Source organism: Nostoc sp. (assembly GCF_036917815.1).
Taxonomy (GTDB): Bacteria; Cyanobacteriota; Cyanobacteriia; order Cyanobacteriales; family Nostocaceae; genus Nostoc.
Genome location: NZ_JBALEK010000015.1, coordinates 72044 through 87580 on the forward strand (window position 1 = coordinate 72044; position 15537 = coordinate 87580).

Here is a 15537-nt window from a genome sequence, read left to right on the forward strand (position 1 = left end):
TACTTTAATCGTCTCATAGGCCGTATTCCTTCGTTAAGTCAATTAGCGATAAAATTTGAACCCTCTTTTAAACTAACTGTTCGTTTCATCGGAATTTCTATCCAGAACTCACAGCCTTTACCAGGTTCAGAAACACACTTGATATTACCGCCGTGTTTTTCGACAACAATTTGATAGCTAATAGATAACCCCAAGCCAATACCTTGACCAGGTTGTTTAGTGGTAAAGAAAGGTTCAAAAATGTGCGATCGCACAATCTCTGGAACCCCACAACCATTATCAGCAATCCAAATCAGAATAGTATTTCCTTCTATGACTGCTGTCCGAATCCAAATTTTAGGATTGTCAATTATTTTTCCATTAATTGCTGATTTTTCCAGTGCATCGATGGCATTGTTAAGAATATTCATAAATACCTGATTCATCTGGGCTGCATAGCAGACTACTGGAGGCAATTCACCATATTGCTTAACTACCTCAATGGCAAAAGAATTAGTCTGTGATTGCAGTCGATGTTGTAAAATTAGCAAGGTACTGTCGATGCCTTCATGAAGGTCAATGGGCTTTATTCCTGTTTCGTCAAGTCGAGAAAAAATTCGTAACGACAAGACTAGTTGAGAGATCCGCTCTGCCCCCATTTTCATTGAAATTATAATTTTGGGCAAGTCATCAGCAATAAAATCTAAATCTAATGCTGCTACTTGCTTTTGAATTTCTCCTGTTAGTTTGGGATACTGTTTTTGATAGAGACGCAGTAATTTAAATAAATTCTCGGTATGTTCATTAACATAGGTCATATTCCCGTAAATGAAACTAATGGGGTTATTAATTTCATGTGCTACACCAGCAACTAACTGCCCTAAGCCTGCCATTTTCTCACTTTGAATTAACTGGCTCTGAGTGTACTGTAATTCCTTAAGAGTCTGGGTGATTTCTTGTTTTTGACGTTGAGTTTGTTCGAGCAATTCCGCCTGCTGAAGTCCTACCCCTAATTGAGTACCAATCTGCATCAGCAAATCTACCTCATCTTCTTGCCAATCACGGGGTTTGATATTTTGATAAGCTGCTAGTAATCCCCAGAGTTTGTCACCCTGAAAAATCGGCACAATCATATATGCCCTAGCCTCCATTAGCTCAAGCAGGGCAATATGACACATAGAATAATTGGCACTATAAATATCTTTAATAACAAGATTTTTACCATTAGCAAAGTTTCCGCCTTGGGTTTCTTGCAAGTAATCATCTGCAACTATAGGTACAATTTCCTTTACTGGTCTCCAACCTTGGGCTAAAGACTCAGCAACAAATTCGCCACTCCAATCAAGCCCAAATCGATAGATTGTCACTCGGTCAACTTCCAATAGTCGCCGGACTTCTTCTGTACTTGTAGCAAAGATAGTGTCAATATCAAGAGACTGGCGAATTTTCTCCACCGTTGCGGCTAAAGCCTTCTCCCTTTGGGCTGCTTTCCGTTCTCGTTCGGCGGCTTTAGCCAGTTTTTGGGCTTGCACCTGCATCTGTTTCAAAGACTCAGCTTGCTGTAATGCTACCCCCAATTGGACACCAACTTGTGCTAACAAGTTCATTTCCTCATCTTGCCAATAACGAGGCTGGGAATTTTGATAAACTACTAGTAGTCCCCAGAGCTTTTCGCCTTGAGAAATTGGGACAAAAACTTCATTACGTGGATACTTACCCGCTTTTGTTCCCTGTACAAGAATGCGTTCGGTGATCGGCTGGGGCTTAACCATTGGTGTCCAGCCATCAACAATAGAATCAGCCACAAATTCACCACTCCAATCAGGATAAAAGCGATAAATTGCGACTCGTTCCACTTCTAATAGCCGACGGACTTCTTGAGTAGTAGTTTTAAAAATGGCTTCAATATCAAGTGACTGACGAATTTTTTCTACGGTGTTCGCCAACGCCCTTTGCCTTTCAGCAGCTTTGCTGATCTCTGCTGCTTGGATCTGCATTTGTTGGATAAATTCCGCTTGCTGCAAAGCCACACCTAGTTGGGTACCCACTTGGGTCAGCAAGTAAACCTCATCTTTTTGCCAATGACGGGTTCTGGCGTTTTGGTAAACTGCTATCAAGCCCCAGAGCTTCTCACCGTGATAAATGGCAATGATCACATAAGCTCTTGCTTGATATATCTCTAAGATTTTAATGTAGCAGTCGCTAAAGCCTGCACTGTAAATATCATTACAAACACGGTATACTTGACACTGGTTAAAGCTACCACCCTCTGTATCTTGTAAGTAAGTATCAGCAACTGGGGGTTTAGCTAAATCTTTGGCACTGCATTCGCTGACGTTCTCCAGCAATTCCGGTTGCTGTAACTGCTGTTCCATCAGGGAGATCCAACCCTCTGCCACTGATTCAAACACGAATTCACCACTCCAATCGGGATTGAAGCGATAAATAGCCACGCGGTCAGCATTTAGCAGCTGTCTAAGTTCTCCAGTGGTTGTGTGGAAAATGCTTGCCAAGTCTAGGGACTGGCGAATTTTCTCAATGGTGATGGCGATGGTTTTCTGCCATTGGGCTGCTTTTTCTCTGGCTTTTGCTTGTGCTAGTTGTGCCGATTGTAGTTTTACTTGTTCTAGGTAATCTGCTTGCTGTAAAGCAACTCCCAGATGTTCGGCGATTAATTGCACAAACTCAATTTCTGATACTTCCCATTGCCGAGGACTATTACACTGATGAATACACAACAATCCCCATAAATCTTTACCTTTGATCAAGGGGGCAGTTATATTGGCACGTACCTGAAATCTTTCCAGAATCTGGATGTAGCAATTACTGGCATTAATTTCATAAATATCAGCTATTGCTTTAATCCGACCTTGTTGATACAACCCTGCGAACTCTTCACTAAAACAGTGGTCACGCAGTTTGGCTGCTAGTGCTGAATCCCATTCTGTTGCCACATCTTCATAGATAAATTCCCCTTCCCATGCCAATTCTGGATAAAAACGAAACACACTGACCCGATCGCTTTTCAGAAGCTGACGTACTTCCGTGACTGTAATTTTGAAGATCACATCTATGTCTAGAGACTCGCGAATGCGGGCAATAACTCCAGACAAGGCTTTTTGTTGCTCATTCTGACGCAGGGAGTATGTCAAATCTGAATGAGATTCTTGCTGTTCTGAATTTGGTTGTGTGGTTTGACTAGTAGAGGCGTTTTCCATTCCCAATGGGACTTTAAATATTGAAAGTTTCTATCTCATAATTCCCTCAGCGATCGCAAAGGTAACAATTATTTCCTTGGAATGTCATAAAAAATAGTGTAGGGACACGATATTATCATGTCCCTACAATCAGATTTTTCAACCACAAACGAATCATCGCCGCTTGGGAGTGGCGCTGCGGGTGGTGCGTTTCTCTTCATCTCGACGACGGCGATCGCGCCAATCTGCCAGGGTCAAATAACCAATACCACCAGTGACTACTACGAGCAGCACTACAGCAAATAAAGCCAAAATACTCAAGAATGGACTTTCCACAATACCTCTACAGTCCGTTACGTCCCCAGACTACCATTGCAATCGACCAAGTAAACACAACTAACAATGATACCCAACCTAGTGTCAAAATCTCCATAGTCCCACTTTTCAAATAATTACAAAAGGCTTCTAATATTTATCATACAGGGATTGGGTAGGCTCAGATTTTTTTATCGGGAGCATCCACTTTTGGAAGAAACACCGGGCGATTTCCAATCGCGGCTACACAAACGTTCGCCCTTGGAGAACCCGCAGGGTAGGCCGCCTACACGGACTCTCTGAAATTTTGGCGGGCGATGTCTACGACGGGCTATGACGCTCGATGACTCGCTATCGGTGTCGCAAATCATATACCATCTTTTCTTGGTAGGCTAGTACTTTAAGCAATGATAAAGACGAATGTAAAAAAGTAGCGATCGCGCTTTTCCACTTGCTGCTTTGGGAATACTAGGGTTATAGGTATATATTTCACATCCAGTAATCCCTAGTATCATGCCGACATTTTTCAACCATCCTTTCCAATCTAACGGTTTTATTCCTCACGGACATTGTTATCTCTGGCAAACTGGATTAGTTTGGTTGCACATTATTTCTGATGCCGCGATCGCTTTTGCCTATTATTCGATTCCCTTCCTACTAATTTACTTTATTTCCAAGCGCAAAGACGTTCCTTTCAATGGAGTCTTTTTGTTATTTGGTGCTTTTATCATTGCCTGTGGTACTGGACACTTGATGGATATTTGGACGCTTTGGCATCCAGACTATTGGATTGCAGGTACCTTAAAAGCTCTAACTGCCATTATTTCTATATATACGGCATTTGCGTTATTTTTTCTCATGCCTCAAGCTCTGTCACTACCCAGCCCAGCCCAGCTAGAAGTTATCAATAGAGCGCTTTCAAGTGAGATTGTAGAGCGCAAGCGCATCGAGAAAGAACTACGCCTTGCAGAAGAAGTTGCTCAAAACTCCAACCAAGCCAAAAGTGAATTTCTGGCCAATATGAGTCATGAGCTACGTACACCCCTCAATGGCATTCTAGGCTTTACACAAATCCTCCAACGCACAGAATCTTTGAGTGAAAAAGGACGTAAAGGAGTCAGCATCATTTACCAATGTGGTTCCCATCTTTTAAACCTAATTAATGATGTTCTGGATTTCTCCAAAATAGAAGCTCGGAAACTGGAATTGTATCCTGTTGATTTCTACTTGCCTGCCTTTATAGATAGCGTTACTGAAATTTGCCGCATCCGTGCAGAACAAAAGGTGATCGCCTTTCACGTCCAACTCGATCCTAATTTGCCAACGGGCATTCATACTGACGAAAAACGCTTGCGGCAAGTACTGATTAACTTGCTTAGTAATGCCATTAAATTTACTCATCAAGGCAGTGTCACCTTCAAAGTTCAGGTCATTGCTCAAGAGTCAAATGCCAACGGACAGATTAACTACAAAATTCGCTTTGAGGTGATAGATACTGGCACAGGTATAATCCCTCAACAAGCTGATAAAATCTTCCAGCCTTTTGAGCAAGTGGGAAATCAGAAACGACAATCTGAAGGTACAGGCTTGGGATTAGCAATCAGCCAAAAAATTGTTTTGTTGATGGGTGGTCAAATTCAGGTGCAAAGTGAATTTGGTAAAGGTAGCACTTTCTGGTTTGAGGCAAAGTTGCCAGAATCTAAAGATTGGGCAAAGGTTTCTAGAGTGGTTGAGCAAGGAACTATTATTGGTTATCAAGGAGAAATGCGTACCATTTTGATTGCGGATGACAAATGGGAAAACCGATCGGTAATTGTAAATTTACTAGAGCCAGTTGGGTTTACTGTTGTCGAAGCTAGTCAAGGTCAGGAAGCGCTGCAACAGACTCTAGCTCACAAACCAGACTTGATTATCACCGATCTGGTGATGCCTATATTAGATGGATTTGAGTTGATTAGTCGTTTGCGTCAGTCTGAGCAATTTAAAGGGATTGCTGTCATTGCTTCATCCGCCAGTGTGTTTGCAGCCGATCAGTATAAGAGTATTGATCTAGGTGCAGATGCATTCTTACCAAAGCCTGTAGAAGCTGAAACACTGCTGGAAATGCTACGACAATTTTTACACCTGGAATGGATTTTTGACGGTCAGATAAACGCAATAAAAAAAATTGAGGCAAGTGGTTTGGAACAAACAAATGAGATGATTTATCCTGCTAAAGAGGTTTTAGAAAAGTTACTCGAACTCGTACAAGACGGCGATATTCAAAACATTTTAGACCTGGCTGAACAACTTTCTGCATCTGATGGACAGCTAAAAGTTTTTGTTCAGCAACTTGTCCAGCTTGCTAGTAATTTCCAACTCAAACGTTTGGAAATTTTTATTGAACAATACATCAATTAATTGGAGTTTAATTTTACTTTGAAATCCATCATGAATAAGAATATAAATACCGGATTTATTTTGATCGTAGATGATAATCCGACAAATTTATCTGTCCTGTGTGAAGCGCTCAATAGTGAGGGGTTTCGTTTTCGTGTTGCAGTCGATGGAGAAAGTGCGATCGCTCAAGCCGAACGCAATCAACCAGAGTTGATTTTGCTGGATGTACAAATGCCCGGTATTGACGGGTTTGAAACTTGTCGCCGCCTCAAAGCCAATCCTATTACCCAAAACATTCCGATTATTTTCACCACTGCTTTAGCAGATACGGAGAGCAAAACGAAAGGATTTTCCCTTGGTGCCGTAGACTATATCCCAAAACCCTTTGCACAAGAAGAAGTCATTGCTAGAGTCCGCGTGCATTTACAACTCAAACAATTGACTGAATTTTTGGAGCAACAAGTTAGCGATCGCACCAAGGCTTTGCAACAAGCCCAAGTCCAATTAGTGCAGCAAGAGAAACTATCAACACTCGGAGAGTTAGTCGCTGGTATTGGCCATGAAATGAATAACCCCATCAACTTTATTTCCAGCAATATTCCACCCTTGCAAGGGCACATTACAGCAGTAACCCAGTTGCTCGCACTGTATGAACAAGAGTATCCAAACCCAACGGCTCAAATTACCACTGCAATTGTAAAATTGGATATGAACTTTGTTCTCGAAGATATGCCAAAAATCTTGAACTCACTCCAGCTAGGAAGCGAACGAATTCAGAACCTTTCTGATTCACTCCGCAATTTCTCTCGCTCGGATACTGATGCCAAAATATCTGCTGATTTGCACCAAGGACTAGATAGTACATTAATGATTTTGCAACACCGCCTCAAAGCTAATGGCGATCGCCCCACCATTGAAGTTATTAAAAGTTATGGAGTATTACCACAGATATACTGCTATCTAGGGCAAATGAATCAAGTATTTATGAACATTCTAGCAAACGCAATTGATGCCCTTGATGAGGCTATAATACAAGGCAAAATTAGCAATGTAATTCCTCAGATTAAAATTGCAACAGAAATAGATTCTAAACAATTGGTTGTAATTAGGATTGCTGACAATGGAGTTGGGATTCCTGAACGGCTTAAAAAACGCTTGTTTGAGCCGTTGTTTACCACCAAAAACGTTGGTAAAGGCACTGGACTTGGCTTGTCAATCGCATATCAAATAGTTGTAGAGAAACACAAAGGTGTATTAGATGTGAATTCTCAACCAGGTGTGGGAACTGAGTTTATCATCAAAATTCCCATGTGATAACACCATTTAATTAATTACAATTAATTAAAATTGTTTGAGTAAATTTATTAAAGTAGTGAACGCAACTTTAGATCCTCAATTAATGGCAGAGCGCCTAGAATCTCTCAAGGCTGGAATAGTTGGAGGTTTTTCCCTATTTTTTATCTTTGCGATTACTAATCTTTTAAATACTTTAGTCCTGGCAAAATATTTTCAGACACTGGTAAGTCTGCAAAGTGATGTTAACTGGCACTTGTTGGTGAGTGGTGCCATCGCTATTTTCTCAGGGTTGCTATTTGGTGTCACCTACCGCTATATCATCCGCTCAGATCAAAATCCCCAACTCAAAGCTGGTGGTGTACTGGCCTTTGGATTGGTGCGAGGATTAACTCAGATAGAACTTGGATGGAATTCTCATAGCACAATTTGGCCTTTTTTGGTGTTGGCAGCAGAAAGTTTATTGTGGTTTGCGTTGGGTGCCATCGCTCTTAATATCGCTATTAAACTCCGTTGGGTTAAACCTTTTTCATCAATCTAATGACGAATCTCTATTACCTAAAGTGAAAACAAAAATATCCCACTATTATTTGATCATCGATCTTGAAGCTACGTGCTGTGACAGTGGGACTATTCCCCGTCACCAAATGGAAATCATTGAAATCGGTGCTGTGATGCTCAATAGAGCAACGTGGGAAATTGATTCAGAGTTTCAGCAATTCATCCAACCTGTGAGACATCCACAACTGACAGGTTTTTGCACCGCATTGACTAGTATTCGACAGCAAGATGTTGACGAAGCCCCAAAATTTTTAGAGGCAATTTCTCGCTTTCAAGAATGGATTTATTTATTTCCCAATCAGATATTTTGTTCTTGGGGCAATTATGACAAAAGGCAATTTATTCAAGATTGCGCGTTTCATAATTTCCCTTATCCTTTTACTTCAGAACACATAAATATTAAAGAGGAATTTTCAGAATATCTTGGCGTATCTAAAAAATTTGGCATGGCACAAGCTCTCAATGAGTTGGGGATAGAATTAAAAGGCACACATCATCGTGGCATTGATGACGCCCGCAACATTGCCGCTATCTACAGACAGATTAAAAAAAAATGAGGGACTAGGTAACTTGTTAAGTTGCCAATACCCTCACGTAGATCAACTAAATTTTTCCAGTAGCGTCTAAGTCTAAGTTAGTGCTTGAGCGACTACTGCTGAAACTGACTCGTTTACCGCTTGCTTCAACAATTCGGCTTTATCGGTCTGTTCCCAAGGCAAGTCTAAATCAGTCCGCCCAAAATGACCGTAAGCCGCGACGTCCTGATAAAAACGTCCGCCTCGTTCACTTGGTAAGTTGCGTAAATTGAAGGTATGGATGATCCCTGCTGGACGGAGTTCAAAGTGCTTGTTGATTAATTCCAGTAAGGTTTCTTCATCCACTTTGCCAGTGCCAAAGGTATCCACTAGGATACTTGTTGGCCGTGCTACGCCAATAGCATAGGATAACTGGATTTCAACTTTTTCTGCTAACCCGGCGGCAACAATATTTTTCGCCACATAGCGAGCTGCATAAGCAGCAGAACGGTCTACCTTCGTGGGGTCTTTGCCAGAAAAAGCGCCGCCACCATGCCGTGAGTAACCACCGTAGGTGTCAACGATTATTTTCCGTCCTGTCAAACCAGAATCTCCCTGAGGACCACCAACGACAAATTTGCCAGTGGGATTGACTAAAAAACGTGTTTCCTCATTAGGCTTAATGTCAATGTCCCCAAAAACAGGTTCGACTACTGCTGCCCAGAGGTCTTGTTTAATTTTGGCTTGTACCGCCGCTTCATCCGTAATTTCCCCAATGGTGGCTGTATGCTGGGTGGAAATCAGGATAGTATCAATGCCTACGGGGCGTCCATCTTCGTAGACCACAGTTACTTGGGTTTTACCGTCAGGACGCAGGTATGACAATTCGCCTGTTTTGCGGACTGCTGCCAATCGGCGAGCAATGCGGTGAGCAAGACTGATGGGTAAGGGCATCAGTTCTGGTGTTTCGTTGCTGGCAAAGCCGAACATTATACCTTGATCACCCGCACCAATTTTGTCGAATAGTTCATCACTATCTTGCTGGCGGGTTTCGTGGGCAGTGTTAACGCCTTGGGCAATATCGGGTGATTGTTCATCTATAGCCAGCAAAACGCTGGTGCTGTTAGCAGAAAAGCCATTATCGGCATTGGTATAGCCAATTTCGGCAATTTTCTTGCGGGCGAGATTGACGAAATTTACATTGGCTTTGGTGGTTATTTCACCAGTGATTAGCACCAAACCAGTATTAACTACTACTTCGGCGGCAACACGGCTGCTGGGGTCTTGTGTCAGTAAGGCATCCAGAATGGTATCAGAAATCTGATCGCAGATTTTATCTGGATGACCTTCGGTAACTGACTCAGAGGTAAATAGATATCGACGAGACAAAGGAAGTTCCTCCATCGAGAGTTTTTTTCGTTGACTAAATGTAGTATCCAGTTCAACTACTAATTTATGAAATCATAACAATATTTATACTTCAGTAGTGAGTATCTTCTTAATTTTGATAAAAACCACTAATCATAACGTAAGTAACCGTAAATAAGATAAATATATGCTAATTATTTTGTAGTTTAGATGTATTTAATAACACAAAAAAAGGGGGACACCCAGAAGCGCCCCCACAAGCTTTGACACAAACACTGGTGCTTTAAACCTGAACCGCTAACTTTGCTTCCGTAGCTGTTAGCCGTTCATAGGCAGCACGCATCTTCAAACCTGTAAGCACTTGGAAGAAACCAGTACCATTATTGGAACCTGGATACTCGCGGTGCTGGAGTAACAAGTGAGTCAATTCACCCTGGTATTTAGTGGATGTATTGCTGAGATGGGTTTCGATATAAATTACTTCTTCCAAGTTGTCAAATTGACCATCCACCTCTAGTACTGAGACATAGCGGCCGTAATAAACATCTGAACCGTAGTATAGTTGCATACCAGGGTAAGAACAGGTCAGCTTGCGTCCACAGGGAGTCCAATTAATTGTTGAACCTTCATCAAATAGGTAGGTTGGCTCAAAACCTTCCTTACCTTCGCGCTGGAGCATACGTACCCTTAAGACTCTACGCTCTGTGTCGTTTTTGATCAAGTTTGTGGGCAACACCTGAAGAACCACATCGGCAAATTCTCTTTGTGGTTCGATAAACTTATCAAAGTCAGGTTTGCGGGAATTGATTTGCGCTAAGACATCTTCGTAACGATGACCGCGTTCAGCCATATCTCGCTGAATTTTCCAGGCAATTTTGACTTCATCACTAATGTCAAAATAAACACTGAAGTCGATTAGCGATCGCACCCGCTCATCATATAAAGGATGCAGCCCTTCAACAACTATAATATGATTCGGCTCAACCCGCTCTGGCGGATCAATCAAGCCGGTTTCGTGGTTGTAAATCGGCTTATCAATGCCTTGACCACTTTTTAGCGCTTTAATTTGCTCATACATCAGGTCAAAATTGTTCGCCCTGGGGTCTAGTGCCGTTATCCCCGTTTCTTTGCGCTGTTTGCGATCGAGAGAGTGATAATCATCCAAACAGATGACTGTCATTAAATCTTCACCAAACAAATCTATCAAACGACGCAAAAACGTAGATTTACCGCACCCAGAGTCTCCGGCTACTCCAATCAGTACCACGCGTTCCGGCTTACTTGTCATAAATCTCCTCTAAAATACTAAAGTTGTGTCAATAATTTTTCGCACAGCAGATTCCGAAGCCAGGAGTTTACCCCTTTGGTTTATCCTGCGTTCTTGCTACCCAGCACATCTATAAGACACCAAACGCTTAGACAACAAAGTATTCAGGAGGGGGAAGAGGCAGTTATTGCTGGAGGCAGGAGTAACCCACGTTTAAAAGCGTAGGAGTTAGGCTGTAGATGGCTTGTATGTCGCGGCACTTTCCACTCAATACAATTCTTCGTTTTAAACTGGGTTTTTGACCCAGAACTAAAGTTTTCATTCATACTTCTTTCCTCCTGCCTCCTGCCCGACGCTCGCGGACTCGGTTGCCGCCGGCGCTATCTGCCTCCTGCCTTCTCTTATAAGTTGCTACTCGTCGGACTAGCCTGAATGTTGGTGCCGGTAAGTATTTAATCCTAGTGGTATATTTGATTTTAACAGAATGGGGTATCCCATACAATATTTGTCCTCAAGAAGAATTAGCCTGATTTCTCAATGATTTTGTTGATTTAGTTGTTAATTTAAAAATGGGGATCAGCATTGCCGTAAGTGTTGCGCCACTCTCATTCTGCTACTTATAACTCTATATAATCAAGTCTATAAGGTATAATTTATTCTGGCAGCCAATTTTTTGACCTTCCTAAAAAGTAAAAAACTATCTCCCTGATGGGGGTGGTAGTTAACGAAAAAAAGATTAAATTGACTCATTATTAACATTCTCCACAAGACTTATCCTTTACCTTAGAAGGTGAACAGGTGTGTTTTTTGCTATGGCTGCATGTCTTTGGTGAGTGTACTTAGCAAGGCATTAATTTAATGATGCCGTTTTTCCTTCAAGGCCAGTTTTGTGAAACGAAAATCCGGTAAACTAAAGCTGGCATAGGATGGGAATAGTTTTTTTTTGAAAAACGGTTAAGTAAATTATCGGAGTGCTAGAACGAATGTACAATCAAGGTGCTGTTGAGGGTGCTGCCAACACAGAATTAGGTAGCCGCGTCTTCGTCTATGAAGTGGTAGGTTTGCGTCAGAGCGAAGAAACCGATCAAACTAACTACCCAATTCGCAAAAGTGGCAGTGTGTTCATCAGAGTGCCTTACAACCGCATGAATCAAGAAATGCGACGTATCACTCGTCTAGGCGGCACAATTGTTAGCATCCACCCCGTAACTGCTCTAGAGCCAGTTAATGGTAAAGCCTCATTTGGGAATGCTACAAGCGTTGTCAGCAAGTTAGGTACATCTGGGGAAACTGCTAACAGTAAAGGGAATGGTAAAGCCACACCTGTAAATGCTCATAGTGAAGCCAAGGGTTTCGCTAAACCACCAGCTGAAGAACAGAACAAGGACAAGAAAGGCAACACCATGACTGAAGCGAAAGCCAAAAAAGACCAAGGTGACGTTCCTGTTAACACTTACCGTCCCAATGCTCCGTTTATTGGCAAGGTAATATCTAATGAACCCCTAGTCAAAGAAGGTGGTATTGGTATTGTTCAACACCTCAAATTTGATCTATCTGGCAGTAATTTGAAGTATATAGAAGGTCAAAGTATTGGCATTATTCCACCAGGATTAGACAAGAACGGCAAGCCGGAAAAACTTAGATTATATTCCATTGCTTCAACTCGTCATGGCGATGATGTAGATGATAAGACAGTATCACTGTGCGTCCGCCAGTTGGAGTACAAGCACCCGGAAACTGGCGAAACAGTTTACGGTGTTTGCTCTACACACCTTTGTTTCCTGGAACCAGGGGCAGACATCAAAATTACAGGGCCTGTGGGTAAGGAAATGTTGTTACCCCAAGAGCCTGATGCTAATGTCATCATGTTGGCAACGGGAACAGGTATTGCCCCGATGCGGGCTTATCTGTGGCGGCAGTTTAAAGATGCGGAAAGAGCAGCTAACCCAGAATACCAATTTAAAGGATTCTCTTGGCTAATATTTGGCGTGCCAACAACTCCAAACCTCTTGTACAAGGAAGAACTGGAAGAAATTCAACAAAAATATCCTGATAACTTCCGCCTCACTGGTGCCATCAGTCGCGAACAGAAAAATCCCCAAGGCGGTAGAATGTACATTCAAGACCGCGTAGCAGAACACGCTGATGAATTGTGGCAATTGATTAAAAATGAAAAAACCCACACCTACATCTGCGGTTTACGCGGTATGGAAGAAGGTATCGATGCAGCCTTAACAACTGCTGCTGCTAAGGAAGGCGTAACCTGGAGTGATTACCAGAAGCAACTCAAGAAAGCCCATCGCTGGCATGTAGAAACATACTAAGTTAGTCATTAGTCATTAGTCATTAGTCATTGGTCATTAGTCATTAGTTTTAGACAAAGGACGAACAACGAAGGACAAATGACAAAGGAAGCAGGATAATCAGTAGGTAGGGCAAATGCTCTACCTACAATTGTTATTGGTGAAATTGGGTGCAAAATTTGTGGGTGTGAAACTAGGAATACTGGGATTAGGCACCGTGGGAACGGGAACAGTGCAGTTGTTGCAAGATAGCGCTGGGCGTCACCCATTGTTGCAAGAGGTAGAAATCTATCGGGTGGGAGTCCGATCGCTAGATAAACCCCGTGCAGTAGAATTGTCTACGGAAGTCTTAACTACAGATTTAGAATCTGTTGTCAACGATCCGGTGGTAGATATAGTTGTCGAGGTAATGGGCGGATTGGAACCGGCGCGATCGCTAATTCTCAAAGCTTTAAGTAATGGCAAACACGTAGTTACCGCCAATAAAGCAGCCATCGCCCGCTTTGGGGCGGAAATTTTCACAACTGCCAATCAAGCTGGTGTATACGTCATGCTAGAAGCTGCTGTGGGTGGTGGGATTCCGGTGATTCAACCCCTAAAGCAGTCTTTAAGTGTTAACCGCATTCACACGATAACTGGCATCGTCAACGGTACAACTAACTACATCCTGACGCGGATGCAAACAGAAGGTAGCAACTTCAGCGATGTTTTAGCTGATGCCCAGCGCCTCGGTTATGCTGAGGCTGACCCGACAGCAGATGTCGATGGCTTAGATGCAGGTGATAAAATTGCTATCCTGGCGTCATTAGGCTTTGGTGGACGCATCAACTTACAAGATGTTTATACTGAGGGGATTCGGCAAGTCAGCAAAACAGATATTGCTTATGCTGAAAAATTGGGATTTGTGATTAAATTGTTAGCGATCGCTAAACGTGATACTCCTTCATCCCCTCTTTCCGTCAGAGTTCATCCTACCTTAGTACCCCAAGCTCACCCTTTGGCTAGCATCAACGGCGTTTACAATGCCATTCTTGTGGAAGGAGAACCAATTGGACAGGTAATGTTTTTTGGCCCCGGTGCTGGGGCTGGTGCAACCGCAAGTGCCGTGACATCGGATATTTTGAATTTAGTTGCTATCCTCAAAACCAATCCAGCAGTTGCAAATCCCCTATTAACTTGTGGACATCAGGAATACTGCCAAATTGCGCCGATGGCAGAATTGATCACTCGATTTTATGCCCGTTTCCTCACCAATGACCAACCTGGAGTTATCGGTAAATTGGGTACTTGCTTTGGTAACTATGGCGTTAGCTTAGAGTCAATTGTCCAAACTGGCTTTCAAGGGGAACTAGCAGAGATTGTGGTTGTTACCCATGATGTGCGAGAAGGTAATTTTCGGGAAGCTTTGGCAGAAATTCAGGATTTTTCAGCGATTGAAAGCATTCCTAGCTTACTGCGTGTACTTTGAGATGAATGCAAAGTGCGATCGCTCGGTGTCAGATGTTCCCGTAGGCTAGAATGCTTAGTTTTTCAGATTTCCCTTTACGTCTACCCTTGCTAAACTAAATAACAAACTGCCGCGTTGAACGCGAGGGTAGCCCTATGACTGCAACCAATCCAGCTACTAGCATCACACTCCCAGACCATACGCAACTTCCAGACTCTGATGGAACATTCGTGAAAAATTTTCAGGAACATCCCCAAAGCATTCTAATAACGGAGTCCATTAAACCAGTATTGCAAAAACGTCATCCTGACGGGCAATATTGCATAGGTCAAGATAGTGGGATTTATTGGCGGATTACTGACCCACCAGAACGAGGTGCAGAAGCTCCTGACTGGTTCTATGTCCCCAATGTGCCGCCTACACTCAATGGGCAAATGCGCCGTTCTTATGTGCTTTGGCAAGAACACATTGCTCCATTAATTGTATTGGAATTTGTCTCTGGGGATGGTAGCGAGGAGCGAGATAAAACCCCTTGGAAGGGCAAATTTTGGATTTATGAGCAGGTAATTCATCCGGCTTTTTACGGCATTTATGAAGTGAATAAAGCCAGTGTGGAAGTTTATCACCTGATTGAAGGACAATATCAGCTGTTAGCAGCAAATGAACGAGGACATTATACTATTGCACCTTTGGGAGTTGAGTTAGGTATTTTGCAAGGAGTTTATCAGAATGCGGAATTACCTTGGTTGCGCTGGTGGGATTTGCAAGGTAATTTGTTGTTGAGTGGTGAAGAAAGAGCGGAACAGGAAAGCCAAAGAGCGGAATTAGAAAGACAAAGAGCCGATCGCTTAACTGCTCAATTGCGATCGCTCGGCGTTGAACCAGAAGTCTAGCACTTGAGAAAGTCTTGGCA

The 15537-nt window shown here is 42.6% G+C and carries 12 protein-coding genes; 7 read left to right on the forward strand and 5 right to left on the reverse strand.

The annotated features are described in order from the left end of the window. Window positions 1–38 precede the first annotated feature (38 nt). The 3 genes from V7K97_RS04755 to petN all read right to left on the reverse strand — a co-directional run bounded on the left by V7K97_RS04755 (window position 39) and on the right by petN (window position 3609). Window positions 39–3197: a GAF domain-containing sensor histidine kinase gene (locus V7K97_RS04755; RefSeq protein ID WP_334799535.1), complete on the reverse strand. Its 3159-nt coding sequence runs from the start codon at window positions 3195–3197 to the stop codon at window positions 39–41. A gap of 153 nt (window positions 3198–3350) precedes the next feature. Further along, window positions 3351–3512 (reverse strand): hypothetical protein, encoded by a 162-nt coding sequence (locus V7K97_RS04760; RefSeq protein WP_094350864.1) that lies wholly within the window; start codon window positions 3510–3512, stop codon window positions 3351–3353. 7 nt (window positions 3513–3519) lie between these two features. Next, window positions 3520–3609: a cytochrome b6-f complex subunit PetN gene (petN, locus tag V7K97_RS04765; protein ID WP_012408302.1), complete on the reverse strand. Its 90-nt coding sequence runs from the start codon at window positions 3607–3609 to the stop codon at window positions 3520–3522. Window positions 3610–4004: 395 nt separating this feature from the next. Here petN and V7K97_RS04770 point away from each other — a divergent pair, with 395 nt between their 5' ends. The 4 genes from V7K97_RS04770 (at window position 4005) to V7K97_RS04785 (ending at window position 8281) form a co-directional block, all read left to right on the forward strand. Then, window positions 4005–5891: an ATP-binding protein gene (locus V7K97_RS04770; RefSeq protein WP_334799536.1), complete on the forward strand. Its 1887-nt coding sequence runs from the start codon at window positions 4005–4007 to the stop codon at window positions 5889–5891. Window positions 5892–5921: 30 nt separating this feature from the next. Beyond that, window positions 5922–7184: a hybrid sensor histidine kinase/response regulator gene (locus V7K97_RS04775; RefSeq protein WP_334799537.1), complete on the forward strand. Its 1263-nt coding sequence runs from the start codon at window positions 5922–5924 to the stop codon at window positions 7182–7184. 85 nt (window positions 7185–7269) lie between these two features. Beyond that, window positions 7270–7704: a hypothetical protein gene (locus V7K97_RS04780; RefSeq protein WP_334799685.1), complete on the forward strand. Its 435-nt coding sequence runs from the start codon at window positions 7270–7272 to the stop codon at window positions 7702–7704. Between the two features lie 34 nt (window positions 7705–7738). Then, window positions 7739–8281 (forward strand): 3'-5' exonuclease, encoded by a 543-nt coding sequence (locus V7K97_RS04785; RefSeq protein ID WP_334799686.1) that lies wholly within the window; start codon window positions 7739–7741, stop codon window positions 8279–8281. 72 nt (window positions 8282–8353) lie between these two features. On the opposite strand, the gene metK is transcribed toward V7K97_RS04785, so the two are convergent. Continuing rightward, on the reverse strand, window positions 8354–9628 hold the full coding sequence (metK, locus tag V7K97_RS04790; protein ID WP_334799538.1) for a methionine adenosyltransferase: 1275 nt from the start codon (window positions 9626–9628) through the stop codon (window positions 8354–8356). Window positions 9629–9890: 262 nt separating this feature from the next. Beyond that, a complete protein-coding gene (locus tag V7K97_RS04795) occupies window positions 9891–10895 on the reverse strand; it encodes a phosphoribulokinase (RefSeq protein WP_334799539.1) in 1005 nt (334 codons plus the stop codon). A 962-nt stretch (window positions 10896–11857) separates the two neighbouring features. On the opposite strand from V7K97_RS04795, the gene petH reads away from it, so the two are divergent. From petH to V7K97_RS04810, 3 genes are all read left to right on the forward strand, one after another. Continuing rightward, window positions 11858–13198, forward strand: coding sequence for a ferredoxin--NADP reductase (petH, locus tag V7K97_RS04800; protein ID WP_334799687.1), 1341 nt, complete (start codon window positions 11858–11860; stop codon window positions 13196–13198). A gap of 160 nt (window positions 13199–13358) precedes the next feature. Then, on the forward strand, window positions 13359–14645 hold the full coding sequence (locus V7K97_RS04805) for a homoserine dehydrogenase (protein ID WP_334799689.1): 1287 nt from the start codon (window positions 13359–13361) through the stop codon (window positions 14643–14645). Between the two features lie 134 nt (window positions 14646–14779). Further along, window positions 14780–15517 carry a Uma2 family endonuclease gene (locus V7K97_RS04810; protein ID WP_334799540.1) on the forward strand — a complete coding sequence of 246 codons (738 nt, stop codon included), beginning with the start codon at window positions 14780–14782 and terminating at the stop codon, window positions 15515–15517. Window positions 15518–15537: the final 20 nt, after the last annotated feature.